Below are 25,136 nucleotides of genomic sequence, written 5' to 3'. Positions count from 1 at the left end.
ACCTCCCGCCGTGGCGCCAGCAGACACCCGGGCAGGCCATCAGGCCGACGATTCGCTCCCAGCAGTGGGCCGCCACCCAGCCCCGCCCAACGGGCATGAACCGGGGGGCGACCGGTCGTGATGACCAGTGCCTGCGCCGGGCGGTTCACCTTCCCGCCCGCGTGCGACGATGCGCAGCGTGCCCATGACCTACGGTGACGAGGTCCTGCAGCTCCGGCGCGAGCTCGAGCGCCTTCGCGAGGAGAACCAGCGGCTCTCACGGTTGCTCGAGCTTCAAGACCACGAGACGACACCGGCACCCGAGCAGCCGACTGCCGCATCGGCGGCAGTCGGCCTGGTCACGATGGCGTCGCCCGTCGCCGACAAGCTCGCACTCTTCACAGACTTGTTCCGCGCCCGCACGGACGTCTATGCGCTGCGATGGGAGAACGCCCGAACCGGCCGCGCCGGCTGGTCACCGGCCGTCGCAGGCGGCTGGCGTCAGGGCATGGACCGACGAGCGGTCCGCTACCTGCCGCTGCGCAAGGAGGTGATCGGCGCCCACCTCGTCGGCGACGTGTTCGCGGGTCTCTACCCGCTGCTGCCTGACAACTCGTGCCGGTTCCTCGCCGCCGACTTCGACGGACCCGCCGCGATGCTCGACGCCCTCGCGTACACCAAGGCGGCGCGCGCCCACGGCGTGCCGTCCGCGCTGGAGATCTCGCAATCAGGCCGCGGCGCGCACGTGTGGACCTTCTTCGCCGAGGACACCGCGGCCAGCACCGCACGGGCGGTCGGCACCGTGCTGGTACACGAGGCGATAGTGCTGCGCGGCTCGATGGACCTGCGCTCGTACGACCGGCTGTTCCCGAACCAGGACGTGCTGCCCGACGGCGGGTTCGGCAACCTCATCGCTGCGCCACTCCAAGGGCAGCGCCGTAAGGACGGGCTCACCCTGTTCCTCGATCTCGCCACGCTCGAGCCGTACGACGACCAGTGGAACTACCTGTCGACGCTCGATCGCCTCAGCCCACGCGACGCCTCGCGAGTCGCACGCGCGGCGGGCCGCACGTTCGTCGGCCAGGACGTCAGCCAGCTGAGCCGCTCGAGCTCGACCAAGGTCCGGCCTCATCTCCCACCGGTCGTGCACGCCGAGCTTGGCGCGGGCCTGACGCTGGAGTCCTCCGAGCTGACACCGGCCGCGCTGTCGACCTTCAAGCACGCGGCGTCGATGCCCAACCCGCTGTTCTACGAGCGCGAGCGGCTGCGGAAGTCCACTTGGGACACACCACGGTTCATCCGCGGCTACGACGTCACCCTCGACGACCGACTCGTCCTACCGCGAGCCTTGCGCCACTCCGTGGCCGACATCGTGGACAACGCGGGCTCCAGGCTCGTCGTCACCGACCTTCGGAACACGGGGCAGGAGATCGACGTGACGTTCACGGCCGACCTCACCTCCAGCCAGGGCGCCGCTGTGGACGCCCTCCTCGCGCACGACGACGGCGTCCTCGTCGCCCCTCCCGGATCGGGCAAGACCGTGATCGCCTGCGCCCTGATCGCCGAACGGGCCACGTCCACGCTGGTGCTCGTCGACCGCAAGGCACTCGCCGAGCAGTGGCGCAGCCGGATCGAGGAGTTCCTCGGGGTTCCCCCAGGCCAAGTCGGTGCCGGCCGTCGCAAGCTCACGGGCGTCGTCGACATCGCGATGATGCCGTCGCTGGCCCGCCGCGACGATGTGGCCGAGCTGACCGCCCCGTACGGCCAGGTCGTCGTCGACGAGTGTCATCACCTTGCCGCGGCCGCGTATGACCACTCGGTGAAGAAGATCGCCGCGCAGTTCTGGCTCGGCCTGACCGCCACGCCCACACGGCGCGACGGGCTCGGCGACCTCGTCAACTGGCACCTCGGCCCGATCCGCCACACCGTGACGGACGCCGCGCCGGGCACGCTGGACGCGGCCTGGTCGGCACACGGAGGACCACGCCGCGTGCTGCACGTGCACGACACCGTCTTCACCCACAACTCCGTGGACCCGTCCTCGCCGGGCGCCCTCGCCGCCATCCACCGCGCACTTGTCGCCGACGAGGTTCGCAACACCCAGATCGTCGACGACATCACGGCCGCACTCGGCCGCGGTCGCAACTGCCTCGTCCTGACCCGTCGCGTCTCCCACCTGCAGGCGCTGGCGGCGCGACTGACCGCCCGCGGGTTCCAACCGATCGTGATGCACGGTGGCATGTCCACCACCGACCGGCGCGCCGCGGTCGCGACCCTCGCGGCCGCCGATGCCGGCGCCGGCATCCTCGTCATCGGCACGACGCCGTTCATCGGCGAGGGCTTCGACGCCCCCGCACTCGACGCCCTCTTCCTCGCCGCCCCGATCTCCTTCGCCGGCCTGCTCGTCCAGTGCGCGGGCCGGATCGTCAGGTCCTTCCCTGGCAAGGACGTCGCCGAGGTCCACGACTACCACGACGCAGCGGTACCTGTCCTCGCGGCCTCCCTGCAACGGCGGATGCCCGGCTACCGCGCCCTGAGGTTCCAGCCGTTGCGCTGACCCACCCGTCCACGCGTCGCTGTCCCAGACACGAACCGGCGATCTCCGCGGCACCTCCTCGCGGCACTTGAGTACGCCACATCGGTCGCTGGCGTGCCCAGGTCCGGCGGTTCGTCGCCTGGAGCCCGAGGCCATCCCAGCGCTTCGACGTCGACGCTCAGCTCCCAGAAGAACTGGGCACCCGCGACGACAAGCTCGCCATCACCTACCGCACCGCCGTCGTCCTGGCTGCCTGCATCACCTGGACACGCATATGAGCGATATCAGAGTCTTGTGAGGCAACTGAGCGCCGCGCAAGCCCGCGAGCTGGTTGATGCGTACCGGGCCGGCGATTCGACGTATGTGCTCGCGCGACGGTTCGGGCTGTGCCGGGAGACGGTGTCTGGACACCTGGAGCGAGCGCGCTGGAGGGGTTGCCGAACTCTGTGGCCAGGTAGGGCAGCATCGCCTCGAGCACGGCCGGATCCACCGGCGTGGTGGCGTTGTAGTCCAGATACGCCGGCCGCATCAGAACACCACGACCTTGTCGGCGGCCAGCGTGGCGTCGGCGAGCTCGTCCATCGAAGATCGCCGCGCCCCGCCCAGCAGCACCGGCTCGCCGATCCCGCGGGCGTCCATGCAGGTCCCGCAGCACAGCACCCGCCCACCCGCGCGGACCACCCCGCCGAGCATGCGGTCGAGCTTGTAGTACCCGTCCGGGGTGCGCTGTCCGTCGATCGCCGCAGTCACCCCATCACCCATGAGGAACACCGTGATCTCCACCGCGTCGCGCTTGGCCAGCGTTCCGGCCAGGCGCACCGCGTTGTACGTCGCGTCCGACCCGTACGCCGCGCCGTTGATCACCATGAGCACACTCGTCATGCCGATCACCGTATCTTCTATTCCATGCACTTCGGGAACACGATCAAGGCCGACGTCTTCGACGCCCTCGCGACACTGGTCAAGGCCCTCGGCAACGGCCGGCGCCTCGAGCTGGTCGAGCTGCTCGCCCAGGGCGAGCACTCCGTCGACGACCTGGCCCGGATGTCGGGGATGGCACTGACGACGACCTCGGCCCACCTGCGGACCCTCAAGGCCGCCGGCCTGGTGCGTACCCGCCGGGAGCGCACCACGATCCACTACCGGCTGGCCGGCGACGACGTGGCCAAACTGTTCGTCACCGCCAAACGCGTCGGCCTCACCCGCTCCCCCAAGCTGCGCGAGACCCTGCACCAGTACCTGACCGACGCCGACGGGTCCACCGTCGGGCTGAGCGGCGTCCCGACGATCGACGCGGCGGCCGTCACCACTGACATGACAGTGGTCGACGTTCGCCCGGCCCAGGAGTACGCCGACGGACACTTCCCCGGTGCCCTGTCCATCCCCCTGGCCGACCTGACCGAGCGCACCGGCCAGATCCCCCCGGACCGGCCCGTCGTCCCGTACTGCCGCGGCGAGCTGTGCCGCCTGGCCCGCCAGGCCGCCCACCAGCTACGCCAGCACGGCTTCGACGCCCGTGCCATGGACGAAGGCGTCCTCGAATGGCGGGCGAATGGCACCGTAGACCTCGACGGCGCGGCCTGACGCTCTCGCCGATCGGCCGTCAGTGACGTGCGCTGCGCTGGCGGAAGGCAGACCCGCAGGCACAGGTGACCGGGGCGGCGTTGACGCCGACGCCACGGCTCAGGCGGGACCTACGCGGTGCTCCTGCCGCGGTCGCGCCTGGCACGCGCACGTGGCCCCACAGGCAGGCCACGCGGGCTGCGCGCCATGAGGCAACTGCGGCGCCCGACCGGAGCCGGCTGCACACGGCCTGCTCGACGACCCGTCCCGAGCAGGACACAGACATCCCAGGTTGTTCGGATGTCAAGCCGCGGCGTCGGTGAGGGCAGTGGCGAGGACCGGCCACCCGCTACGACGAGCTCGTCATCCGGTCAATACACCGCGCTGCGGTTCACCGAACGCTGGCTCTGGAAGAGCATCGCCGCCTCGATCGGCACGATCAGCGACGCCCACGCCAACTGCGTCATGCAATCGATTGACGACGGCGCAACTCCCGAGACGCTTCACGGGGCGCTGATGCCCCGATGGCCGACGGCCGCCACGCGGTGCCACCAGCTGATGCGCCGCTCGAGCCATGCGTCGGCCGTGAGTGGGTCCGTCGCCTGGTAGTAGTTGAACAGCAGCAGTGCGGCAAAGACCAGTGCATAGATCAGTGCAGTGCCGACGTCCGACGCGCCGGAGGTGTACGGGCCACCGAAGCCTTCCGCGGTCGACCAGATCAACATGCTGAACACGAGTGCCGCGCTGTAGGTGAGCTTCTGGGCGAAACCCATGATCAGCGCGAGGGCGATCACAGTCTCGATGACAGCCACCAAGTAGGCGAACAGAGGCACGTCAGGGTGCTGCAGATCGATCCAGAACCGGAACCAGAGCTGCAACCACCGCGGCTGGCCGTCGGACTGGGCCATGATCGTGCTCATGTAGTCCGCTCGGAAGCCGGGCAGCCACTTCAGAATGGCGTCGATCAGCCAGACGATCCCGAACACCACCCTCAGCGCCGCCGTGGGCCAGTGGCCCTCGCCGGCCCGCGACACGACCACGCCCTTGTCTCTCACGGCCACGACATGCCTCCTCGAATCGAAGAATCCAAGCCTGCTCGGGTGGTGGGGACCCGGGCGGGATTCGTGCAGAGCGATCTGACGACGACCTTTCGCCTCGACAGCCGCGGACCGGTGGCGAAACCGCGAATCTTTGATGTTCCTTTGATTAAGCCACCGCCGCCTGGACTTTCCCGCGAGCATTCGCGCCCCCAACCCTCGTCAAACGTGAGGCAAGCACCAGAGGGAACCCATAGGTGTCCGATGGAGGGTTGTCGTGTTGGGGCTGGGGACAACCGCGCTGGTACGTCGGTGCGGCGCTCAGCGCCTGAGAGGAGATCACCGCGATGATGGGCTGGTACGGCATGGGCACGGGCTGGGGCTCTTGGCTGGGTATGGGCCTCTTCTGGCTCGTGCTGCTAGGGGTGATTCTCTACGCGGTGGTTCGGCTGCTGCCATCGGGTCGGTCCAGCGATGGAGGCCGCAGCGCCGAGTCCCCGGCGGAGATCCTCGACCGGCGGTTCGCGCGCGGGGAGATCGACGTCGAGACCTACCGGGCGCAGCGGGCGATCCTCGGCGACGCGGGTGCCCGGTGACCGCGCCGATGGCCACCGGCGCGGTGGGCCCGAACGTGCCACGACGGGGACGGCGTGCCTGGCTGGTGGTCACTCTGGTGACGGCCGTGGTTCTGCTGGGCGGGTCGGTGGCGGCGACCGTCGCGTGGGCAGGTTCGGGCCGATCGGGCACCGCCGCGTACGGCGCCGGTTGGGGCGGCATGACGGGTGGCCGGGTGGCTGCCTCCGCCCCACAGCTGGCCGGGACCACCGTGCACGTCACCGCGGTCGACATGGGCGCGATGATGGGCGGAAACGGCCCCATGCGCCTGGTCCTCGATCGCAGCTCGGCACCCGTCGGCACCGTCTCGCTGGTGCTCACGAATGCCGGGCTGCGCACCCACGAGCTCGTTGTGCTACCCCTGCCCGCCGGCCAGCAGGCAGGTACCCGCCCGGTCGGCGCCGACGGCAAGGTCGACGAGTCCGGCAGCCTCGGCGAGGCCTCTCGCAGCGGCGGCGCCAGCGCCGGAGATGGCATCCAACCCGGAGCGGCAGGCTGGACCACGCTCGACTTGCCGGCGGGTCGGTACGAGCTCATCTGCAACGAGCCTGGCCACTACGCCGCCGGGATGTACGCCGAGCTCACCGTCTCCTGACCCCTCCGGCCTGCCCGGGCGCGGACGGCGACATCCCCGTCGCTGGGGTCCTGCGTCCGGGCTTCCGGGATCAAGGCGGCGACCTGGGGTCAGGCAGGAGCGGGGCGAGGCCGTCTGGCGCGGGCCGGCGCCGGTCTTGCTTCCTTCGTCGAACCTTCGTCGTTCGCCCGGGTCGACGTGGGCACGGACAGGTGATGGTTGGTGCCGTGGCCGGGGAAGTGCCCCGGTGGACATCCCGCTGGGGACCGGGACGACGGAGGGAGCGCAGCGATGATGGGCTGGTACGGCGCGGGCATGGGCTGGGGCGCCTGGCTGGGGATGGGCTTGTTCTGGCTGCTGCTGCTGGGCGTGATCTTGTACGCGGTCGTACGGCTGCTGCCCTCGGGCGGGTCGAGCCGGCGAGATCGCGACCCTGACTCACCGGAGGAGATCGTCGACCGGCGGTTCGCCCGTGGAGACATCGACCTCGAGACCTACCAGGCCCAGCGGGCGGTGCTCCGGCAGATGCGAGGCGACCGGTGAGCCCCGTTCCGCGCTCACGGCTGATCGCGGTCGCGGACACCGCGGATGCCGGATGAGCGTCACCCCGGTGGTGGTCGGCCCGGCGCCCGCGACGGCGACGGGCCGTCCCAATTCGACCTGGTCGCGCCTGGGCCTTGGGGGGCGCCTGTTCGCCGCGATGGCTCTCGTGGTGGCCACGGGCGCGGGCACGCTGCTCGTCGTCTCGCTGCTCGTGGCGCCCGCGGTGTTCATGGACCACCTGAGCCGCGCGGGAGCGCCGGACCTGACCCCGGTCGTGACCACGCACGTCGACGAGGCCTTCACTCAGGCGACACTCGTCTCGCTCGGCACGGGCACGCTCACGGCGGTGATCGCGGCTGGCCTGGTCACGTGGTTGGTCGCCCGGCGCATCGCCACGCCGGTCGCCGACCTCGCGCTGGTGACCGGCCGGCTGGCGAACGGTACCTACGACGTGCGGGCGGTCGACCCTCGCCTCGGCCCGGAGTTCGCGGTCCTCGGCACGTCGGTCAACGAGCTCGCCGCCCAGCTGGCAACCTCGGAGGACACGCGTCGGCGGCTGCTGAGTGACCTCGGGCACCAGCTGCGCACCCCGGTCGCCTCGCTGGAGGCAACGGTCGAGGCGATCGGCGACCAAGTCCTGCCGGTGGACGAGGACACCCTGGCCACCCTTACCGACCAGGTGGGCAGGCTGCACCGGTTGGTGGCGGACATCGAGTCGGTGTCCCGTGCGGAGGAGCGTCAGCTCGCCCTGGACCCGCAACCCGCCGCGGCGGCAGACCTCGCCCGGCGGGCCGCGGCGGTGCTGCTCCCGCAGTTCCGCGCCGCCGGCGTCGGGCTGGAGGTCCGTGCGAGCGACCCGGGGCCTACCGTCGTCGTCGACGCCGACCGCATCGTCGAGACCCTGCTCAACGTCCTGGACAACGCGTTGCGGCACACGCACGCCGGCGGCCACGTCGTCGTGCGCCTGGACGGTCCGAGGCCGGACCCGGACGAGCCGCACCGGGCGCTGGTCGCCCTTGTCGTCGCGGACGACGGCGAGGGCTTCGATCCGCAGCAGGGGCCGCTGCTGTTCCAGCGTTTCTACCGGGCCGGCGAGCCGACGAGCGGGCAGGCGGTGTCCGGGCCTGGCCGGCACGGCTCGGGCATCGGGCTGACCATCGCCCGCGCAATCGTCGAGGCCCACCACGGCTCCATCAGTGCGCGCTCCGACGGCCCCGGCCGCGGTGCCACGTTCACCCTGACGCTGCCCGTGCCGCGGTGAGTCAGCCGGGTCCCATCCGGTAGCCGACACCGCGGACAGTGCGGATGTAGCGCGGGGCCCGCGGGTCGTCGCCGAGCTTGCGGCGCACGTTGCCGACGTGGATGTCCACCAGGTGCTCGTCGCCGACCCAGTCCGACTGCCAGACCCGGTCGATCAGCTGGCGGCGCGTGTAGGCCTGGCGGGGGTGGCCGCTCAGCTCGTCGAGCAGGTCGAACTCGGTCTTGGTCAGGTGGACCGCGCGCCCCTCGACGGCCACCTCCCGGGCGACCGGGTCGACGGTCAGGGCGCCGAACCGGCGGACGTCGCTCGCGGGCTCGCGGGTGATCGACGCAGGTGCCTCGCTCGCCGTCGTACGCACCCCGATGTGGGGGCGGCGCAGCATGGTGCGGATCCGGGCGATGAGCTCACGCGGGCTGAACGGCTTGGTGACGTAGTCGTCGGCCCCCACCGACAGCCCGACGAGCTTGTCCACCTCGTCGGCCCGGGCCGTGAGCATGACGACGTAGGCGTCGGAGAACGTCCGCAGCGCGCGGCACACCTCGATCCCGTCGATGCCCGGAAGTCCGAGGTCGAGCACCACCACGTCCGGCGACTCGCGGCGGGCCAGCTCCAGCGCGTCCTCCCCGGTCCCCGCGGAGCTGACCAGGAAGCCGTCGCGCTCCAGGTAGCCGACGACCGCGCGCACCAGGCTCGGCTCGTCGTCCACCACGAGCGCGCGGAAGCGCGCCCCCTGGCCGCCCGTCACACTCACCACCGCCTCACCCGCCGCATGGTAGAGCTCCGGCCTCGCAACGGCCGAACGGCACCTGCGCCATCACCGGAGGACATCGGCGATGACCTGCTGGCGGACATCCAGCGCCAGGAGGGCCACGCAGATCGACACGTACAGTCCCCGCGCCACCCGGCGACTCAACGTGACGTCCACCCCGAGCCAGCGCCCCCTCAGGTGGCCGACTGCCGCGCGGAGGACCACCAGCCCCGCGGCAACGAGCGCCACCGCTCCGAGCGGTTGTAGTACCAGGCCAGCGCCCAGCGCGCGGTCACGGCGAAGTATGCGGACCGCGTCCCACCGCACACCGGGTCCATGATCCCGAGCCGGTGCAGCGGACCGTGCAGATCCACCGGCGGCAGTCCCCACAAAGCCATGGCCGCTGTCGGCACCCGTCACCCCGCCAAGGCCGGCCCAACTGAGCCCGCGGTACTGGTCGGTCGGCCGCCAGGACAGCCGGACCGACGACCGCACCGCTACTCCAGCCCCGCCGCGACGAGCGCCTTGACGCCCGGCACGTACTCCCAGTGCCACGGCTCGAACGGACCGCCCCGGCCCGTCCGAGCCCACGCCGGGTTGTCCCAGTCGAACATGGGGCCATTCGCCCTCAGCCACGCACCGATTCGGGCGCGACTGCTGAAAGCAGATGTGATCACGCGCGACACCTGCGGGTGGCGGGGGCCGGTCGGCGCGGCTCCCAACTGCGCGCAAGTCGGCGCCAAGCGCCCCTAGGGGGGCCAATGAGGTCGCCCGCACCCTCGTCGGCTTCCGCGACCCGTTCTGAGGATCGTGCTGACGGCCGCGAACGCCGTCCGCGTCCCGAACTGCAGTCGCCATCCGGCCCAGTTCGGTGCCTCGGCTCACCGGCGATGCGCCGCGGCTCGGTTCCACGTCCGCGTGGCGTCCACGAAAAGGCCCGGGCCCACGCCTTGGAGCCGGTGCCGCCAGCGGGTCTTAAGTCCTCCAACGGCCGGCGTCGGACTGGCAACCTGGCCTGGCTAGTAAGGCAAGCCTCGGCTAAGTCGAGAGACGGGCGCGGTCCATGAGTCTTCGTTCGGTCGAAGTGGAGACTGCGGCACGCCCAGTCCCGGCGCCGGCTGCGCGGCGTCGACGCCTCCGGTGGCTGGGGGTGTTGCTCGGTCCTGGCCTGATGGTCATGCTCGCCGACACCGACGCCGGCAGTCTCGTCACTGCGGCTCAGTCCGGGGCGCGCTACGGCTACCAGCTGATCCTGGCGCAGATCGTGCTGATCCCCGTGCTGTATCTGGTGCAAGAGATCACGGCCCGGCTGGGACTGCTGACCGGCCAAGGCCACGGCGCACTGATCCGTCGCACCTTCGGCGCCCGGTGGGCCCTGCTGTCGGCAGGCACCCTCTTCCTGGCTTGCCTGGGAGCCCTGGTCACCGAGTTCGCCGGACTGGCAGGCGTCGGCGCCATGGTGGGCGTGCCCCGGCTCGTGTCGATCATGGTTCCGGCGGTGGCCCTGGCGGTGCTGATCCTGCTCGGGCGGTACCGGCGCATCGAAACGGTCGGCATCGCGATCGGCGCGCTCGAGCTGCTGTTCATCCCCGCGGCCCTGCTCGCCCGGCCAGCGCCCGCCGCGCTGTGGAGCGGCCTGATTCATCCGGTGCAAACGAACAGCCAGTTCTTGATGCTGCTCGCGGCCAACGTGGGAGCCGTGATCATGCCGTGGATGGTCTTCTACCAGCAGGAGGCCGTCATCGACAAGGGCAGGCACGGCCGCGACGTCAACACGGTGCTGCGCTCGGCGCGCCGGAACACGGCCCTGGGCGCTGTTGCCACGCAGGTCGTCATGATCGCGGTCCTCGTCGCGGTGGCCACCACCATCGGCGCCACCCGCCCCGGCGCGAACCTGCAGAGCGTCGGCCAGATCGCCGCCGCGCTGACACCGTTCCTCGGACAACGCAGTGCGGCTCTCCTGTTCGGGCTCGGGATGCTCGGCGCAGCGACGGTGGCCGCACTCGTGGCCTCCCTGGCGGGGGCCTGGGGCATGGCCGAGGTGCTGGACCTGCGGCACAGCCTGAACGACTCACCCCGGCAGGCCAAGGGCTTCTACGCCCTCGCGCTGGCCGCGATCCTCGCCGGTGCACTAATGGCGCTGCTGATCCCCAACCTGGTCGGGCTGTCCTTGGACGTTGAGGTCATGAACGCCATCCTGCTGCCGGTGGTGCTGGGCTTCCTGCTCCTTCTGGAACGCCGGGCGCTGCCCGCCGAGTACCGCATGCGCGGGGTTCGCCAGGCCACGACCTACACGCTGACCGGACTGGTCATCGTCCTCGGCCTGGTGACCGCGGTCGAGGCGCTGGTGCCATAGGCGCCGTGCCCCCGCCCACGGCGTGGACCACCATCCGTGCTCGATGAGGGCCACCTGGGCGGGTCACGGCGTCAGACGTCGCGCCCGCGATCTCGGCGCTCCGGCGGACGGCCGCCTGGCTGTTCGGCACCGCCCACGGCGTCGCCTCGCACCGGCAGCGACCCGCCCCAGTGGCCGACGAGCTCACTGACAGGATCGTGGGATTCAGTCCCCGACACGCAGGGCCGACAGCGTCGGCGACGGCACCGCACTAGACAAGCCCTCTCGCACACCTGGGCAGGGTGCGCCGTGGCCCGCCGGGCCGGCTCGGCTGTACTGCGCTGGTCTTCATCGGGGCGTCGGCCCCGTGTGCTCGTGCCGGTGACCGTCGAACAGATCAGCGCCCCGGGCCGCCCCCAGCGGAGGCGTCGCCGTGAACGGACCGCCTGTGCTGCCCAGGTCGCGCCGGTACCGTCGGCTTTGTCGCACCAGACCGCCGTCACGAGGTCAGTACCTCCAGCGGCGATCCGCCGATCGGCCCGCCGGGCACGAAGCCGTTCGCCGGGGTCGGCGGCTGGTGGGAGTGCTTGGGCCGGTCGATCTCGACGACCAGCCACACGATCGCAGCGATCAGCAGGACCCAGAACAGGCCCATGCCGATCCACATCGTGGGGACACCCCATCCCAGCCAGCCCATCATCGTCGTCTCCGCCGCCCGGGTGCTGCAGTGGTTCTGCGGCCGCCCCCCGATGCTGGTGCCCCCCGGGTGAAGGTCCGATGCCGGTGGCGACGAAGGTTTGATGAAGCCGCCGGCGACCGTGGTGATGAAGACTCGATCAAGATTCCGCTCGGGGACGGCTGCGGCGTCGTGGGTCCCCTCAGCCTTGTGGTTGCATGGACGTCGTGCGCGTGACCTCCACCCCGACGATGCCCGCGAACGCCGCGAGCGCGACGCGGTGTTGTCGTCGCCTTCCTCTGCGCTGCTGTTGACCACCCGGCCCGCCGTGGGCGCAGCGTTGCGCTCCGGTGGCAGCTGACGGGGCGTACACCCTCACCCTGCACGCCTGGCCCACGCCTGAGTGCCGAAGCGTGTGCCGACCGCGCCTGCCTCTCCCCTTCCGTTCTGTCCTGCTTGAAAGGCACGTTCATGACTTCTCGACGTCTGCTCGTCTCGGCTGCCCTTGCCGCCGGTGCCGCCTTGGTGCTGGCTGCCTGCGCCGGCGGGGCGGCGGGCGTGGCTCCGACCGCCGCCGCCACCACCACCACCGGAGCCGACCAGTCGTTGGCCAGGGTCCAAGCTGCCGGCGTTCTGGTCGTCGGCACCGAGGGCACGTACCGGCCGTTCTCCTACCACGCGGACGGGTCGGGTGACCTGACCGGCTATGACGTGGAGGTCGCGCGTGCGGTCGGCAAGCAGCTCGGCGTCGACGTCCGGTTCGAGGAGACGCAGTGGGACGCGATCTTCGCCGGCCTGGAGGCGAGCCGGTTCGACATGATCGCCAACCAGGTGTCCATCACCCCCAAACGGCAGCAGACCTACCTGTTCTCCAGCCCCTACACCGTGTCCACCGGGGTGATCGTGGTGCGCGACGACGAGGACTCGATCACCTCGTTCGCGTCCCTGGCCGGCAAGACGACCGCCCAGTCGCTGACCAGCAACTGGTACTCCCTGGCCCAGAGCTCCGGGGCGAACGTGCAGGGGGTCGAGGGGTGGGCACAGGCGGTCGCGCTGCTACAGCAGAAGCGGGTGGACGCCACCATCAACGACAAGTTGACGTTCCTGGACTACAAGAAGCAGACCGGCGCGGCCGGGCTGAAGATCGCCGCCCAGACCGACGAGAAGTCCCTGTCCGCGTTCGCCTTCCGCAAGTCCGACACCAGCCTGACGGATGCGGTCGACCAGGCGCTGAACGCGCTGGCCGCTGACGGCACCCTCGCCCGGATCTCCACGGAGTTCTTCGGCGAGGACGTCTCCCACTAGCGGGCGCGTCGATGCCCCCGGTCGACTGGGACCTGGCCGCCCGATCGCTGGGACCGATCGTGCTCGGCGCGGTGCGCGGCACCGTGCCACTGGCGATCGTCTCGTTCGCCGCCGGCATGCTCGTGGCGGTCGGCGTCGCCCTGGCCCGCCTGTCACGTCACCGGGTGCTGTCCGGGGCGGGGCGGGCGTACGTGTCGGTGATCCGCGGCACCCCGCTGCTGGTCCAGCTGTTCGTGGTGTTCTACGGCCTGCCGTCCCTCGGCCTGGTGATCGACCCGTGGCCGTCGGCGATCATCGCGTTCTCGCTGAACGTCGGCGGCTACGGCGCCGAGATCGTGCGCGCCGCGATCCTGTCGGTGCCCAAGGGCCAGTGGGAGGCCGCCCACGTCATCGGCATGTCGCACCGGCAGTCCCTGACCCGCATCGTGCTGCCGCAGGCCGCACGGGTCTCGGTCCCGCCGCTGTCCAACACGTTCATCGCCCTGGTCAAGGACACCTCACTGGCCTCGCTGATCTTGGTCACCGAGCTGTTCCGACGCGCCCAGCAGGTCGCCGCGTTCAGCCAGCAGTTCATGCTCCTGTACCTGGAGGCAGCCCTCGTGTACTGGGTGATCTGCCTGGCGCTGTCGGTCGGGCAGACCCGGCTGGAGAGACGATTGGACCGCTATGTCGCCCACTGACTCGCTGCTGCGCGTGCGCGACCTAACCAAGGGCTTCGCGGCACGGCAGGTGCTCACCTCGGTCGACCTGAACGTGGCCGAAGGGCAGGTGCTGGCGGTCATCGGCTCGTCCGGGTCCGGCAAGACAACGCTGCTGCGGTGCCTGAACGGCCTGGAGATTCCCGAGGCTGGCACGGTGCAGATCGCCGACGTGACGGTCGACTTCACGGCCCGCCCGTCCCCTGCCGCGTTGAGTCGGCTGCGGGACCGCTCGGCGATGGTCTTCCAGCACCACAACCTGTTCCCCCACAAGACCGTCCTGGACAACATCACCGAAGGCCCCCAGGTCGTCCAGCACCGCCCCCGCGCCCAGGTCGAAGCCGAAGCGCTGACCCTCCTGAACCGGGTCGGACTGGCCGACCGACGCGGCGCCTACCCTCATCAGCTGTCCGGCGGCGAACAGCAGCGCGTCGGCATCCTGCGGGCGCTCGCGCTGCGCCCCCAGCTACTGCTGTTCGACGAGCCGACCTCCGCACTGGACCCCGAGCTCGTCGGCGACGTCCTGAGGCTGATGCGGGACCTGGCCGAGGAGGGCTGGACGATGGTGGTCGTCACCCACGAGCTGCAGTTCGCCCGGGACGTGGCCCACCAGGTCGCGTTCGTCGACGCCGGCCGCGTAGCCGAGCTCGGACCACCGAGCCAGGTGCTCGGCGACCCACGCCAGGAACGCACCCGACAGTTCGTGCGCCGACTGCTGCACCCTCTGTGAGCGGGGACTAAACACCCGCCCCTACGCGGGAGGCAGGCCGAGAGAGGCGCGCGGGTTGACGGTCGCACCGTTGACGTACACCTCGAAGTGCAGGTGGCACCCGGTCGAGACGCCGCCGGTCTGCCCGGCGTACCCCACGACCTGGCCGGCCTTGACCTGCTGGCCTGGCGCCACCACGGACTTGTTGAGGTGGCTGTAGCTGGACATCAACGACGACGAGTCGACCCAGCCGTGGTCGACCATCACCTGGTTGCCGTATCCGGACAGGTACTTGGCCCACACGACGGTGCCGTCCCGGCCGGCGTAGACGGGTTGGTTGCAGTAGTCCCGCAGGTCGATGCCGGCATGCAGTCGCCAGATCTTCAGGATCGGCTGCAGGCGCATCCCGTACTCGCTGGTGACGTACATCGGGCTGGTGGCGGTCGGGTTGGCGAACAGCGCGCCGGCGATCGCGGTCCCGGGGGCGGCGGTGGACTTCTTGGCGGCGACCTCCTGCCGCTGGGCGTCGATGACCTGCTTGAGCTGAGTCTGCATCGCGGCGGTCGACGCGTCGGCCGCGTCGACCTGCCGCTGTGCCTCGGTCATCTGGCCCCGGACGGTCGCTTCCTTGGCCTGTTCCTCCCGCTGGAGGTCGTCGAGCCGGACCTTGGCGGCGGCGGCGTCGGCGCGGGCCTGGTCGGCCTGGGCGACCTTCTGGTCGGCTTGCTGCTTCAGCTCGGTGATGGTGCGGCGCACCGCGCCCAGGCGGGCGGTCTGGCTGGCGGCGTCGGCTTGCGCCTGGCGCAGCCTTTCGAAGGCTTGGGCTTGGATGCGTTGGGCGGTGGCCGCCGTCGCGTAGGCGTCGACGAAGTCGTCGCTGCTGCTGGCGTCCAGCAGCAGCGACAGGGTAAACAGGCCGCCGGCGTCCCGGTAGGCGGTCCGGGCCGTGGCCGCAATCGCTTGGCGCAGCTGTTGCAGGGTGGCGGCGTCATCGGCGGCCTGTGCGGTGATCTGGGCCTGCCGGCGTTGGGCGTCGTCGAGCTGGTCGGCGATCTGCTGCTGGGCGCGCAGCGCGTTGTCGAGTGCCGCGCCGTCGTCGGCGAGCCGGGTCTGGGCGGCGGGGATCTGCTGCTGAACGGCCTGCAGGTCGGCTTGCGTCTGTGCCAGCTCGCCGGACAGGTCCTCCAGCGCGGACTCCAGGTCGTCGCGTTGCTGGGCTGTGGCGGCCAGCTGGGACTGCAGCTGGGAGCGTTTGTGGGCTAGGTCGTCGTCGGCGGCGGCGGGCCCGGTGCTCGCCCCGAGCAGCAGCCCGCCGGCGAGCAGGATCGCGGTCAGCCGGAAGGTGGCGGTCATGTCACGTCCTGGACTCGAAGGTCGCCGACTGTTCGGATGGGGCCGGCCGGGCGGGCCGTGGGCACGGCGGTGTTGCCGGCGACGTCCGGCGCGGATCGGCGGGCTGGGTTCGCGGGCGGGGCGGGCGTGCGCCGGGGGCGTTGGGTGAGCCAGAGGGCCACCAGCACCGCGCCCAGCCCGGCGAGTGTGCGCCCGGTGGGTCGCTCGCCCAGCAGCGCGGCGGCCAGGCCCAGGCCGACGACGGGGACCAGGAATGTCCAGGCGGTCAGCTGGTCAAGGCGTGCGCGGCGGGCTTCGGTGAACCATGCCACGGAGGTTGCTGCGGTGCCGGCCAGGGCGAGGAACGCCAGGGCGGCGATGAACGACGGGCTCCAGCGGATGTGGGGCATGCCTTCGGTGGCGCTGGCCCAGGCTGCCAGCACGACCCCGCCCAACAGCAGGTGCCATCCGCTGGCCACCAGGACGTCGACGTGACGCAGCCGGCGGGCCAGCAGCGTGCCGCCGGCGGCCGCGGCGGCTGCGCCCAGGGACAGCCAGGGGCCTGAGCTGGTGCCGTCGGCGGAGGCGACCAGGCCCAGACCGGCGAAGCCCAGGATGAGGGCGGCGGTCGTCGCGCGGGTGGGGCGTTCCCGGTAGAACCACCAGGCCGGCAGCACGATCAGCAGCGGCTGGGCGTTGGCCAGCACCGCCGCGGTGCCCTTGGCGGCGCCGGCTGCGCCGGCGAACATGGCGCCCAGGCCGGCGGTCACGTCGACGAGCCCGAAGACGGCGATCAGCGCCCAGGAGCGGGAGTCGGGGGGCAGCGGGCGATGCTGCACGCCGCCCAGGGCGACCAGCGCGACCCCGGCCAGCAGCGCCCGCAACGCGGCGAACCACAGCACCGGGGCGTCGGGCAGTCCCCAGCCGATGACCACGAAGCAGGCCCCCCAGACCAGCGTCACCCACACCATCCGCCCGGTCTTGGGGCGCCGGCCGGGACCGGTCGGCGAGGTGGGGATCACTGCAGTCGAGGGGCTAGTGGCCACGGGGCATGACCAGCATCATCACGGTCATGATGCCCACGCAGGCGACCGCGAAGACGATCGCCCCGGTGCCCGCGGTGCCGGTGGCCAGCAGCACGGCGACGATCACGAGCATCGGCACGCAGCACGCCAGCATCATCCACCGGTGCCCGTGGTGCGAGCCCTGGCTGGACGGCTGGTCGACGGGCGGGTGATGGTGGCCGGTGACCGGGGAGGTGGTCGGGGCCTGCCCGTTCGTCGGGTCGCGCCGCTCGGCCGACGGGTCCTGTGGCGTCATCGGGTGGCCCGTCCTGGTACCGAGTGGGCCAGGGAGGCCGGCAGGTAGCCGAGCTTGGCGTACAGCGGGCAGTGCCCCCGGGCGCCAGTGACCAGCAGATCGAGGCCGGCCAGCACGAGCAGCACCTCGAACACCACCGCCACGGCGGCGTGGGCGCCGGCCAGCAGCAGCACCCCGCCGACGATGCCGGCGGCCCCGACGACGACCCGGGCGACGCGTTCGGTCCGGGTGATGTTGATCTTCGGTGCGGGAGCGTGTGGCGTTGCCATAGGGGTTCAGCTTTCGGTCAGTGGGTCAGCGGGTCAGTGGTGCTGGTCGTGCCCGGCGGGCAGCTGGACCTGTCCCGGGGCGGGTGTCGGGGCGTTGTCCTCGCCGCGGATCAGCGGGCCGAGGACGGTGGTGGACACGACGAACGCCGCGACGAACACGGCCAGCGCTACGCCGGGCGCCCACCAGGAGCCGAACCGGCGGTGCAGCTTGAGCAGCATCGGCACCGAGGCCGCCAGCCCAAGGACGCCGAACAGGGCGGTGCCGCCGGCGCCGGCCACCAGTGCGGTGCCGACCAGCGGGCCGATGTGGTGCAGGACATGGGGTGCCAGGCCGACCACGACGCCGGTCGCGCCGCTCATCGCGGTCCACACCGTGCGCAGCGGTCCACGCCGCACGCTCGGGGCGCTCGCCGTGGTGGCGGCCTGCAGCTGGTCGGTCATGCCTCCATCGTCCGGACCGTTGGCTGCGACCTGGTCGAGGTTGGATGAAGGTCCGCCGAAGCCTTCCCCACGACGGGCGCGGCACCCGGCCGGTCCGTGCATGGCCAGCGTGCGCACGTCGACACCGAGCAACGCCAGTGCGCCGGGATGGGCGAAGCTCCTTCGTCGGCCCAAACACCGTTCGCCGGACACTCCCTCGCCGCGGGCTGCTGGTGCGCTGTTCGGCGGCTGGCGACGTAGAGGCAGGTGACGTAGAACAAGTGAGGTAGCAGGCGATGGCCTAGGTCCACGGGCCGGCCATGATCATGGAGCTTGCGTCGTACGGCGGGGAGCATCAGGTGACGGGGTACATCTACGTGACCGGAGCGCTCTACGACTGCGTCAGTTCACCGGCCCTTTGGCAGGACATCTACCTCTGGTAGGGAGAACCGGGGCGTGACGGCATCTGGGTTCCTGTGGTCCGAACCCGCGGTGCGGCTCGATCCGGCTGAGGCCGCGAAGCAGGCGCGAGAACTCGCCCGCGCCTGCTTCGCGGTGCCGGAAGGCCGTGCCCGGGGTGAGTTCCTGTGGAGCGACGTCGCCCCGCGAGTGGCGTGGAGCGCGGATGGCTCGTGGGGCGCGCGAGGGGACCTCACCGTCGGCGAGATGCTGGCCGCTGCCCAGCAGCTCGAGAGCGTGATCGCCAACGCCCCTGACCGCGGCGGGCTCGGCATGTCCGAGGACGTGCTCGCGACGGTGCTGGAGTTCCTCTTGACGACCGTCCGGGCCAGCCCCGTGCTGGCCGGGCTCGACGTCGTGAACGCGGCCAACGAGCCGATGAGAACTGCCGCGCGACCAAGGATTGGCGCACGGCGCCGCTTCGCCCGCCCGCGCCGTTGACTCCACCGCGCCAGCAGTCCGTGCAGCACGCGCCCGACTCCGCCAGGCCATTGCGGACGACCCTGTGCTGGGTCGGGAGCGGTAGCCGGGTCAGATCCGGCGACCGCGATCAGCCGCCACCGCCTGCGCAGTGACGAAAGACCGAGACGCCCAGGACCGCGACCTCTGAGCCCGGATCCACACTCACCGACGGAGCGTGGGCCCTGGCCTGACAGCCCGGGCCGGGCCCGAAGGCCGTGGACAACGGCCCACACCCCGCCCACGATGGATCCAGGCGGGCGGACCGACCTACGTGTCGCACCCTTGAGTGCTGACTTCACAACGCCGCACAGACGGCCAACCCTGTGGCGATCCGCCCGCCGCCTACTGCGCGGCCGCTCAGAACACAACTTGTTCAGCAGACTCCTAGGCGAGCGAGAGGAAGACCTCCTCCACCATCAGCATCTGCGCGGACTCCTCGCTCCCGGGCTCGGACAGGCAGCGCTTGAGCGCGCAGGCGGTGAGGGCGAAGCCTGCCCGATCCAGCGCCCGGCTGGCGGCGGCGAGTTGAGTGATGACGTCTTCGTAGGCGCGACCTTCCTCGAGCATTCGCGCGATGCCGCCCACTTGGCCCTGCGTGCGCTTGAGGCGGTTGACGACCTTGGCCACCTCGGTCGGGTCGATCTCCATCGTTGCTCGCTTCGTCTCGTGCTCTCGAACGGGGGCCACGCTCGTCGCGAAGGTCACCGGTCATGCCGTCGTCGTGGGCCCGAGGCTCCGCAGAGCGGCGTCCAGCCGGGAGGCAGCCTGAGCGGCGATGGCGCCGAGCTCGCCGTTGCCGGTGACGGTGACCATGACGTTCGGGTCCAGGGCTTCCACCGTGGTGCGGCCCGGGGCGGACGCCCGGACCACCACGTTGCAGGGCAGGAGCAGGCCGATCGACGCCTCGACCTGCAAGGCGCGATGCGCCAGCTGGGGGTTGCAGGCCCCGAGGATGACGTGCGGTGGGATGTCGGCATCCAGCTTGACCTTCAGGGTGGCTGCCATGTCGATCTCGGTGATGACTCCAAACCCTTCCGCGATCAGTGCCTCCCGCGTTGCAGCCAGGGTCTCCTGGAACGGTCGGTCCAGGGTGGTGCTGATGCCGTAGCTCATGACGTCGGTCCTTTCGATCGGGTGCGGCTCGGTGCGGCGCGCACTGTGCAGCGAGGTCAGGCTCGTGGTTCCGTGTCGAGCAGCGTCGGTCGGGCGCCCTGGCCCCCGTCGACTGCCGCGGATGGCCCGCCGGGCGACGGGGTGCCCGCCTTGAGGACTGCGAGCCGGGCCTCGATCTCGAGGCTCTCGCTGGGCTCGCCCAGTTCGGCGAACTGCGCCTCCAGGGAGGAGCTGGCGATCTCTGCCTGCCCGGCGGCGTACGCCTCTTGGCGGCGCACGGTCTCTTCGAACCGGGAAATCTCGCTCGACGGGTCGGGCGCGCTGACGCGGGACTTCGCATCCTGAAGCCGTAGTTGTGCCTCGGCGGTCCGCTGCCGGGCCACCAACGAATCGCGCCTGGTCCTCAGGTCGGTCAGCTTGTCCTTCATCGCTGCCAGGTTGGCCTTGAGCTTGTCCACGGCGAGGGATTGCGACGCGATCAGCGGCTCGGCCTCGGCGGCGCTGCCCTCCGTGTTGATCTGCTTACCGAGCGCCAGCTTGGCCAGGTTGTCGAACTTCTCCGCGTCGGCCAGGTTCGCCGTCGCCCGCATCTGGTCGGCGCGGGCCGAGGCTGCGGCGGCCTTGCGGCCCCAGTCCGCGGCCGCGGCCAGGTCGGCCGCGTGATCCTGCTCGGCCAGGCGGAGGTTGCCGATGGTCTGTGCGACCGCTTCCTCGGCCTGCGCGATGTTGTTCGTGTAGTCCCGGATGAGCTGGTCGATCATGACAGCCGGATCCTCTGCATGGTCCAGGAGCGCGTTGATGTTGGCTTTGGCCAGCTGGGTGATGCGGCCGAGGACCGTCTGCTTGTTTGCCATGGTGGTTCCTCTCATCGGTCGGGTGTCGGACCTGGATGGTGCGGACGGGGGAGTCGATGCGGTCAGCACCCACCCCGCCCGTAGCCGCCGAAGCCGCGGCCGTGGCCGCGGAGGAGCTGGTCGATCAGGAGCCCCCCGAGCACCGCGCCGCCTGAACCGCCCAGGACCCCACCGCCTCCGCCGCGTTGCTGCTCGTCGAAGTCGGCGACGTCCTGCTGGGCCCGGTTCTGGGCGGTGCCCGCAAGCCGGTCGGCCTGCCTCGCCTCCGATAGCGCCGCGACCGGGTCGGAGTCCGAGAGGTCCTCGGCTTGCCGCGCACGGCGGGCGGCGTCGGCCAGGCGGGTGCGGGCCTCGGGTCCGACGGCACCGCGCCGGGCATCGATGAACTCCCCGACCGCGCCGATCTGGGCCGTCGCGTGTCCGAGCACGTCGGTCAGCTGGCGACGTGCTGCCGCCACGCGTTCGGCCTGGTCGCGGTAGGGAGCAAGGCGTGCACTGAGCTCGCTCTGGGCGTGGGCGACCGCGCGCAGGGTAGCGACCGGGTCCCGGTCCGCGCCGGCGCGCTGCGCCTGTGCGGCGGTGGCGGTGGCGACCGCCGCCTGGGCCTGGACCTGCGGGTCCGTCGGGGCCAGGTGCGCGGCATCGGCCAGGTCCTGCTCGAGGGCGGCGATGCTGTCAGCCAGCTGGCTTGCGGCTGCGGCCAGGTGCTCCCCGGCCTGATCGACGGCGTCGAGCAGGCTCGCCGCCTGGGCGACGGCCGCCTGGCTGGAACGCACCGCGGCCAGCGCGGCAGCGCTGTCGCCGGCGCCCAGCGCCACCCGACCGACGCCCACCGTCGATGTGATGCCCTCGACGAGCCGTTCGACCAGGTCCGGATTGCCGGAGACCGACGCCAAGGCTGCGGGCGAGTACGACCCGGACAGCCCGGTCACGGTGAGGCGTGCTGCGCGTACCCGTTCGCCGGCGTCGGCCGCCTGTCGAGTCACCTCGTCGAGCAGCTCAGGGGCGCGGGCCTGCAGGTCTCGGAGCGCGTCGAACTCGTGAGCGTGGGTTGCCACATCGGTGCGGATCTGAGCGCACATCCGCAGGATCTCGACGGCCGTCGCGCGGATGTGCGCTTCGTTGTCGGGGGACGTGTCGTCGAGCTCCTGGCGCAGCACGAACGCCCGGCTCAGGGACGCCGTGGCGGCGGTGAGCGCGGCCTCGAAGGTGGCGGTCGCCTCCGGCCCGAACTGAGCCTGGGCGAATCCGAGATCTTCACGGGAGGCCGTGATCGCTTCGTCCGTCGCCACCAGCGAGGCGCTCGCCTGGGCCGCCAGATCGGACACCTCGTTGGAGGACCCGATCCGCCGCCTGCTCCGGTGGTCAGCGGCGCGGCGCCGTGCCAGGGCACGCAGGCCGATCCACGCCAGCGCGCCCGCGAGGGCAGCGACCGCGACCAGCAGGACCGGCGTGAGACCGATTGCACCGCTTCCGATGCTCATGCGTGGACGGAGCCCCAACCCTGCATCTCGACCCCCACCTTCCTCGAGGCCGGCACGTTCGCCAAGCGCCCGACAACCAGACTGGGGTACTTGTACCGAGCGTTCGGCACCGGGACCCTAAAGATCCGACGAAGTTTCACCGAGCGATCGTCGCAACGGTGAGGGGCGTGGTTGGTCCGGCCTCGGTGCGGGGCAGCCGCAACCGCTTGAGGAGCAGGGCGTTGGTCGCGACGATCAGCGAGGAGCCGGACATCGACAGGGCGGCGATCTCTGGCCGCAGCACCAGCCCGAACGCGGGGGCGAAGACGCCGGCGGCGATCGGTAGGGCGACGGCGTTGTAGCCGATCGCCCAGCCGAGGTTCTGCCGCATCTTGCGTAGCGTGCCCCGCCCGATCCGCAGCGCCACGGCGACGTCCATCGGGTCGGAGCGCATCAGGACGACGTCGGCGGTCTCGATGGCCACGTCCGTTCCGGCGCCGATCGCGATGCCGACGTCCGCGCCGGCCAGTGCGGGCGCGTCGTTCACCCCGTCGCCCACCATCGCCACCCGAGTGCCGTCCGCCTGCAGGCGGGCGACGACCGCGGCCTTGTCGCCGGGAAGCACCTCGGCGACGACGGTGTCGATCCGCAGCTCCGCGGCGATCCGGTCCGCGGTGGCCTTGTTGTCACCGGTGAGCATGACCACGCGCACCCCGAGGTCGTGCAGGGCCTGGACGGCTCCCGCCGATGTGGGACGCACGGCATCGGCCATGGCGATCACCCCGGCCGGGTGCCCGTCCACCGCCACCAGCACCGCCGTCCGCCCTGCCCCGGCGAGCTCGCCCTGGTCGGCTGCGGCGGGGCCGGGGTCGACGCCCTCGTCGGTGAGCAGCCTGCGGCTGCCTACCAGCACGGCACGGCCGTCGACCTGGCCGGCCGCCCCGTGCCCGGGCACCGCCCGGAAGGCGGTCGCCACCGGCACGGCTAGACCGCGGCGTTCCGCTTCGGCCACGACGGCGCGGGCCAGCGGGTGCTCGGACTCGCGCTCGACAGCGGCGGCCAGACGCAGCACCGCGTCCGCGTCCAAGCCGTAGGCCCGCACGTCAGTGACGGCTGGAGAACCGAGCGTCAGGGTCCCGGTCTTGTCCATCACGACGGCCTGCACCCGGGCCAGCTGCTCGAGGGCGCCGGCGCTCTTGAACAGCACGCCGCGGTGCGCGCCGAGGCCGGTGCCCACCATGATCGCGGTCGGCGTCGCCAGGCCCAGGGCGTCAGGGCAGGTGATCACCACGACGGTGATGGCGAACAGCAACGCGGCTTGCAGCCCCGCACCGGCCGCGAGCCACACGACGAGCGTCAGGCCGCCGCCGATCAACGCGACGAGCACCAGCCAGAACGCGGCCCGGTCGGCCAGCCGCTGGCCGGGCGCCTTGGAGTTCTGCGCCTCCTGGACCAGCTTGACGATCTGCGCGAGCGCCGTGTCCGCCCCGACCTTGGTGGCCCGGGCGCGCAGCGCCCCGGTGGTGTTGATCGACGCGCCGACCAGGGCGTCTCCCACGTCTTTGGCCACCGGCAGGCTCTCGCCGGTCACCATGGACTCGTCCAGCTCCGACCGGCCCTGCTCGACCACGGCATCCACCGGCACCTTGGCTCCGGGGCGGATCAGCAGCAGGTCACCGACCTGCACCTGGTCGGTGGGAACCTCGACCTCCTGGTCGTCGCGCAGCACGACCGCCTTGGGCGGGGCGAGCTCGAGGAGAGTTCGGACGGCGTCGTTCGCGCCGCCGCGGGCGCGCATCTCCAGCCAGTGCCCGAGGAGCACGAATGCCGTCAGCACCGTGGACGCCTCGTAGAAGACGTCCCCGCCGCCGGTCAGGGTGACGACGACGGAGTAGACCCATCCGGTGCCGACGCCGACGGCGACCAGGACCATCATGTCCAGCGTCCTGGCGCGCAGCGCGGACACGGCCCCGTCGAAGAAGATCCAGGCGGAGTAGAACACCACCGGCAGGGACAGCAGCAGTGCCACCACGTCGTCCCGCAGCCCGAACGGCGCCGCCACGGAGAACCCCAGCACCTGCCGGCCGATCGGCGAGAACAGCACGATCGGCACCGACAGCAGCGCCGCGACCAGGAAGCGTCGACGCATGTCCGCGACCATGCTCGCCATCGACATGCCGCCGTGGTGACCACCGTGACCCATCGCCTCGTGCGGCGACATGGTCGGCGTCGTCCCGTGGCCTTCGCGCGGGCCGGACGCGGCGTGGGCGTCGTGCATCGCGTGAGTGTCGTGCACCGGTGCACCGGGGTGTCCCGGTTCACCGTGCGGGTCGCACAGGTGCGCCGGGACGGACTGACCCGCGCAGTGGAACCCGCACTCGCGCACCCACTGCTCCAGCTCGGCCGCCGAGGTCGTGCCCGCGTCGTAGGTCACCGTCGCCGTCTGAGCGACGGCGTTCGCGGTCACCGCCCGCACCCCGGGCCGGGCCGCCAGCCGTCGTTCGACCGTTCCGGTCGAGCCGCTCGCGTGCATGCCGGCCACCTGCAGGGTGATCGTCTGGTCTGCCATCGTTGCGTCCTCTCGCTCTGTCAGCTGCGCACGAGGCGGGCGATCGCCTCGGAGGCCTCACGAAGTCGCCGGTCCTGCAGCTCGCCTCCGTGCCGTGCCGCCTCCACCAGGCAGTGGCTCATGTGATCGTCCAGCAACCCGAGCGCCACCGCCTGCAGGGCACGGGAGGCGGCCGAGACCTGCGTGAGGACGTCGATGCAGTAGGCACCGGACTCGACCATCCCCGCGATCCCGCGCACCTGCCCCTCGATGCGGCGCAACCGTCGCAGCTGGGCCTCGGCCGTCTCCGTGGCCAC

General features: G+C 71.4%; 28 protein-coding genes. 12 read left to right on the top strand and 16 right to left on the bottom strand.

From position 1 onward, the window contains the following. The first annotated feature begins 184 nt into the window (after positions 1-184). Positions 185-2,536, top strand: a complete 2,352-nt coding sequence (locus BGO37_RS00295) for a DEAD/DEAH box helicase (protein ID WP_291751031.1) — start codon at positions 185-187, stop codon at positions 2,534-2,536. Positions 2,537-3,043: 507 nt separating this feature from the next. Here the strand turns inward: BGO37_RS00295 and BGO37_RS00290 are convergent. Next, complete coding sequence (locus tag BGO37_RS00290) at positions 3,044-3,397, bottom strand: DsrE/DsrF/TusD sulfur relay family protein (protein WP_291751029.1); 354 nt, start codon at positions 3,395-3,397, stop codon at positions 3,044-3,046. Positions 3,398-3,421: 24 nt separating this feature from the next. Here BGO37_RS00290 and BGO37_RS00285 point away from each other — a divergent pair, with 24 nt between their 5' ends. Next, complete coding sequence (locus BGO37_RS00285) at positions 3,422-4,099, top strand: metalloregulator ArsR/SmtB family transcription factor (protein ID WP_291751028.1); 678 nt, start codon at positions 3,422-3,424, stop codon at positions 4,097-4,099. A gap of 482 nt (positions 4,100-4,581) precedes the next feature. Here BGO37_RS00285 and BGO37_RS00280 read toward each other — a convergent pair whose 3' ends face one another. After that, positions 4,582-5,139, bottom strand: a complete 558-nt coding sequence (locus BGO37_RS00280; RefSeq protein WP_291751027.1) for a DoxX family membrane protein — start codon at positions 5,137-5,139, stop codon at positions 4,582-4,584. A gap of 323 nt (positions 5,140-5,462) precedes the next feature. Between BGO37_RS00280 and BGO37_RS00275 the strand changes: the two genes are divergently transcribed. From BGO37_RS00275 to BGO37_RS00260, 4 genes are all read left to right on the top strand, one after another. After that, entirely contained in the window at positions 5,463-5,711 is a 249-nt protein-coding gene (locus tag BGO37_RS00275) for an SHOCT domain-containing protein (RefSeq protein WP_291751026.1), read from the top strand. Positions 5,712-5,788: 77 nt separating this feature from the next. Then, a complete protein-coding gene (locus tag BGO37_RS00270) occupies positions 5,789-6,325 on the top strand; it encodes a sulfocyanin-like copper-binding protein (protein WP_291751025.1) in 537 nt (178 codons plus the stop codon). A gap of 270 nt (positions 6,326-6,595) precedes the next feature. Beyond that, a complete protein-coding gene (locus BGO37_RS00265) occupies positions 6,596-6,847 on the top strand; it encodes an SHOCT domain-containing protein (protein WP_291751024.1) in 252 nt (83 codons plus the stop codon). A 52-nt stretch (positions 6,848-6,899) separates the two neighbouring features. Further along, positions 6,900-8,108: a cell wall metabolism sensor histidine kinase WalK gene (locus tag BGO37_RS00260; RefSeq protein ID WP_291751023.1), complete on the top strand. Its 1,209-nt coding sequence runs from the start codon at positions 6,900-6,902 to the stop codon at positions 8,106-8,108. A gap of 1 nt (position 8,109) precedes the next feature. Here the strand turns inward: BGO37_RS00260 and BGO37_RS00255 are convergent, their stop codons facing one another. Together BGO37_RS00255 and BGO37_RS00250 are read right to left on the bottom strand one after the other, a co-directional pair. Further along, entirely contained in the window at positions 8,110-8,853 is a 744-nt protein-coding gene (locus BGO37_RS00255) for a response regulator transcription factor (protein ID WP_291751022.1), read from the bottom strand. A 197-nt stretch (positions 8,854-9,050) separates the two neighbouring features. After that, complete coding sequence (locus tag BGO37_RS00250) at positions 9,051-9,254, bottom strand: DUF2752 domain-containing protein (protein ID WP_291751021.1); 204 nt, start codon at positions 9,252-9,254, stop codon at positions 9,051-9,053. Positions 9,255-10,033: 779 nt separating this feature from the next. Here BGO37_RS00250 and BGO37_RS00245 point away from each other — a divergent pair. Next, complete coding sequence (locus BGO37_RS00245) at positions 10,034-11,212, top strand: NRAMP family divalent metal transporter (protein WP_291751020.1); 1,179 nt, start codon at positions 10,034-10,036, stop codon at positions 11,210-11,212. 478 nt (positions 11,213-11,690) lie between these two features. On the opposite strand, the gene BGO37_RS00240 is transcribed toward BGO37_RS00245, so the two are convergent. Continuing rightward, positions 11,691-11,891 (bottom strand): hypothetical protein, encoded by a 201-nt coding sequence (locus BGO37_RS00240; protein WP_291751019.1) that lies wholly within the window; start codon positions 11,889-11,891, stop codon positions 11,691-11,693. Between the two features lie 447 nt (positions 11,892-12,338). Between BGO37_RS00240 and BGO37_RS00235 the strand changes: the two genes are divergently transcribed. From BGO37_RS00235 to BGO37_RS00225, 3 genes are read left to right on the top strand one after another with little or no spacing between them, the layout of a single operon-like run. Beyond that, entirely contained in the window at positions 12,339-13,172 is an 834-nt protein-coding gene (locus tag BGO37_RS00235) for an amino acid ABC transporter substrate-binding protein (RefSeq protein ID WP_291751018.1), read from the top strand. Between the two features lie 11 nt (positions 13,173-13,183). Continuing rightward, positions 13,184-13,852 (top strand): amino acid ABC transporter permease, encoded by a 669-nt coding sequence (locus BGO37_RS00230; RefSeq protein WP_291751017.1) that lies wholly within the window; start codon positions 13,184-13,186, stop codon positions 13,850-13,852. Beyond that, positions 13,839-14,600: an amino acid ABC transporter ATP-binding protein gene (locus BGO37_RS00225; RefSeq protein WP_291751016.1), complete on the top strand. Its 762-nt coding sequence runs from the start codon at positions 13,839-13,841 to the stop codon at positions 14,598-14,600. Before BGO37_RS00230 ends, BGO37_RS00225 begins: the two co-directional genes overlap by 14 nt. 21 nt (positions 14,601-14,621) lie before the next feature. On the opposite strand, the gene BGO37_RS00220 is transcribed toward BGO37_RS00225, so the two are convergent. The 5 genes from BGO37_RS00220 to BGO37_RS00200 all read right to left on the bottom strand — a co-directional run bounded on the left by BGO37_RS00220 (position 14,622) and on the right by BGO37_RS00200 (position 17,941). Further along, complete coding sequence (locus BGO37_RS00220) at positions 14,622-15,932, bottom strand: M23 family metallopeptidase (RefSeq protein WP_291751015.1); 1,311 nt, start codon at positions 15,930-15,932, stop codon at positions 14,622-14,624. Then, the gene (locus BGO37_RS00215; RefSeq protein ID WP_291751014.1) at positions 15,929-16,873 is read right to left on the bottom strand and encodes a DMT family transporter; all 945 of its coding nucleotides are present in this window, start codon (positions 16,871-16,873) and stop codon (positions 15,929-15,931) included. The genes BGO37_RS00220 and BGO37_RS00215 overlap by 4 nt, the downstream gene beginning before the upstream one ends. Before the next feature lie 73 nt (positions 16,874-16,946). After that, positions 16,947-17,231, bottom strand: coding sequence for a hypothetical protein (locus BGO37_RS00210; protein WP_291751013.1), 285 nt, complete (start codon positions 17,229-17,231; stop codon positions 16,947-16,949). Further along, positions 17,228-17,500, bottom strand: coding sequence for a YgaP-like transmembrane domain (locus tag BGO37_RS00205; RefSeq protein ID WP_291751012.1), 273 nt, complete (start codon positions 17,498-17,500; stop codon positions 17,228-17,230). The genes BGO37_RS00210 and BGO37_RS00205 overlap by 4 nt, the downstream gene beginning before the upstream one ends. Positions 17,501-17,533: 33 nt before the next feature. Continuing rightward, positions 17,534-17,941, bottom strand: a complete 408-nt coding sequence (locus BGO37_RS00200; RefSeq protein ID WP_291751011.1) for a hypothetical protein — start codon at positions 17,939-17,941, stop codon at positions 17,534-17,536. A 299-nt stretch (positions 17,942-18,240) separates the two neighbouring features. Here BGO37_RS00200 and BGO37_RS00195 point away from each other — a divergent pair, with 299 nt between their 5' ends. Together BGO37_RS00195 and BGO37_RS00190 are read left to right on the top strand one after the other, a co-directional pair. After that, positions 18,241-18,363 carry a hypothetical protein gene (locus BGO37_RS00195; protein WP_291751010.1) on the top strand — a complete coding sequence of 41 codons (123 nt, stop codon included), beginning with the start codon at positions 18,241-18,243 and terminating at the stop codon, positions 18,361-18,363. 49 nt (positions 18,364-18,412) lie between these two features. Then, positions 18,413-18,820 (top strand): hypothetical protein, encoded by a 408-nt coding sequence (locus BGO37_RS00190; RefSeq protein WP_291751009.1) that lies wholly within the window; start codon positions 18,413-18,415, stop codon positions 18,818-18,820. Positions 18,821-19,225: 405 nt separating this feature from the next. Here BGO37_RS00190 and BGO37_RS00185 read toward each other — a convergent pair whose 3' ends face one another. The 6 genes from BGO37_RS00185 to BGO37_RS00160 all read right to left on the bottom strand — a co-directional run bounded on the left by BGO37_RS00185 (position 19,226) and on the right by BGO37_RS00160 (position 25,136). Next, positions 19,226-19,489, bottom strand: a complete 264-nt coding sequence (locus BGO37_RS00185) for a metal-sensitive transcriptional regulator (protein ID WP_291751008.1) — start codon at positions 19,487-19,489, stop codon at positions 19,226-19,228. Between the two features lie 60 nt (positions 19,490-19,549). Beyond that, positions 19,550-19,954: a DUF302 domain-containing protein gene (locus BGO37_RS00180; RefSeq protein ID WP_291751007.1), complete on the bottom strand. Its 405-nt coding sequence runs from the start codon at positions 19,952-19,954 to the stop codon at positions 19,550-19,552. A 56-nt stretch (positions 19,955-20,010) separates the two neighbouring features. Next, complete coding sequence (locus tag BGO37_RS00175; protein WP_291751006.1) at positions 20,011-20,808, bottom strand: PspA/IM30 family protein; 798 nt, start codon at positions 20,806-20,808, stop codon at positions 20,011-20,013. A gap of 62 nt (positions 20,809-20,870) precedes the next feature. Next, a complete protein-coding gene (locus BGO37_RS00170; RefSeq protein ID WP_291751005.1) occupies positions 20,871-22,292 on the bottom strand; it encodes a hypothetical protein in 1,422 nt (473 codons plus the stop codon). 136 nt (positions 22,293-22,428) lie between these two features. Beyond that, positions 22,429-24,840 (bottom strand): cation-translocating P-type ATPase, encoded by a 2,412-nt coding sequence (locus BGO37_RS00165; RefSeq protein ID WP_291751004.1) that lies wholly within the window; start codon positions 24,838-24,840, stop codon positions 22,429-22,431. 20 nt (positions 24,841-24,860) lie between these two features. Beyond that, a complete protein-coding gene (locus tag BGO37_RS00160; RefSeq protein WP_291751003.1) occupies positions 24,861-25,136 on the bottom strand; it encodes a metal-sensitive transcriptional regulator in 276 nt (91 codons plus the stop codon).

This window comes from Cellulomonas sp. 73-92 (assembly GCF_001898175.1).
Classification (GTDB): domain Bacteria; phylum Actinomycetota; class Actinomycetes; order Actinomycetales; family Cellulomonadaceae; genus Cellulomonas.
This window is presented reverse-complemented; position numbering and strand designations above follow the sequence as displayed.

What these genes read in the sequence shown, in the direction of transcription:
- BGO37_RS00175 (WP_291751006.1), bottom strand. Translation starts at nt 20,808, where the DNA reads ATGGCAAACAAGCAGACGGTCCTCGGCCGCATCACCCAGCTGGCCAAA.
- BGO37_RS00285 (WP_291751028.1), top strand. Translation starts at nt 3,422, where the DNA reads ATGCACTTCGGGAACACGATCAAGGCCGACGTCTTCGACGCCCTCGCG.
- BGO37_RS00195 (WP_291751010.1), top strand. Translation starts at nt 18,241, where the DNA reads ATGATCATGGAGCTTGCGTCGTACGGCGGGGAGCATCAGGTGACGGGG.
- BGO37_RS00290 (WP_291751029.1), bottom strand. Translation starts at nt 3,397, where the DNA reads ATGACGAGTGTGCTCATGGTGATCAACGGCGCGGCGTACGGGTCGGAC.
- BGO37_RS00170 (WP_291751005.1), bottom strand. Translation starts at nt 22,292, where the DNA reads ATGAGCATCGGAAGCGGTGCAATCGGTCTCACGCCGGTCCTGCTGGTC.
- BGO37_RS00240 (WP_291751019.1), bottom strand. Translation starts at nt 11,891, where the DNA reads ATGATGGGCTGGCTGGGATGGGGTGTCCCCACGATGTGGATCGGCATG.
- BGO37_RS00200 (WP_291751011.1), bottom strand. Translation starts at nt 17,941, where the DNA reads ATGACCGACCAGCTGCAGGCCGCCACCACGGCGAGCGCCCCGAGCGTG.
- BGO37_RS00260 (WP_291751023.1), top strand. Translation starts at nt 6,900, where the DNA reads ATGAGCGTCACCCCGGTGGTGGTCGGCCCGGCGCCCGCGACGGCGACG.
- BGO37_RS00165 (WP_291751004.1), bottom strand. Translation starts at nt 24,840, where the DNA reads ATGGCAGACCAGACGATCACCCTGCAGGTGGCCGGCATGCACGCGAGC.
- BGO37_RS00245 (WP_291751020.1), top strand. Translation starts at nt 10,034, where the DNA reads ATGCTCGCCGACACCGACGCCGGCAGTCTCGTCACTGCGGCTCAGTCC.
- BGO37_RS00275 (WP_291751026.1), top strand. Translation starts at nt 5,463, where the DNA reads ATGATGGGCTGGTACGGCATGGGCACGGGCTGGGGCTCTTGGCTGGGT.
- BGO37_RS00210 (WP_291751013.1), bottom strand. Translation starts at nt 17,231, where the DNA reads ATGACGCCACAGGACCCGTCGGCCGAGCGGCGCGACCCGACGAACGGG.
- BGO37_RS00250 (WP_291751021.1), bottom strand. Translation starts at nt 9,254, where the DNA reads ATGGCTTTGTGGGGACTGCCGCCGGTGGATCTGCACGGTCCGCTGCAC.
- BGO37_RS00235 (WP_291751018.1), top strand. Translation starts at nt 12,339, where the DNA reads ATGACTTCTCGACGTCTGCTCGTCTCGGCTGCCCTTGCCGCCGGTGCC.
- BGO37_RS00205 (WP_291751012.1), bottom strand. Translation starts at nt 17,500, where the DNA reads ATGGCAACGCCACACGCTCCCGCACCGAAGATCAACATCACCCGGACC.
- BGO37_RS00185 (WP_291751008.1), bottom strand. Translation starts at nt 19,489, where the DNA reads ATGGAGATCGACCCGACCGAGGTGGCCAAGGTCGTCAACCGCCTCAAG.
- BGO37_RS00295 (WP_291751031.1), top strand. Translation starts at nt 185, where the DNA reads ATGACCTACGGTGACGAGGTCCTGCAGCTCCGGCGCGAGCTCGAGCGC.
- BGO37_RS00265 (WP_291751024.1), top strand. Translation starts at nt 6,596, where the DNA reads ATGATGGGCTGGTACGGCGCGGGCATGGGCTGGGGCGCCTGGCTGGGG.
- BGO37_RS00225 (WP_291751016.1), top strand. Translation starts at nt 13,839, where the DNA reads ATGTCGCCCACTGACTCGCTGCTGCGCGTGCGCGACCTAACCAAGGGC.
- BGO37_RS00230 (WP_291751017.1), top strand. Translation starts at nt 13,184, where the DNA reads ATGCCCCCGGTCGACTGGGACCTGGCCGCCCGATCGCTGGGACCGATC.
- BGO37_RS00220 (WP_291751015.1), bottom strand. Translation starts at nt 15,932, where the DNA reads ATGACCGCCACCTTCCGGCTGACCGCGATCCTGCTCGCCGGCGGGCTG.
- BGO37_RS00180 (WP_291751007.1), bottom strand. Translation starts at nt 19,954, where the DNA reads ATGAGCTACGGCATCAGCACCACCCTGGACCGACCGTTCCAGGAGACC.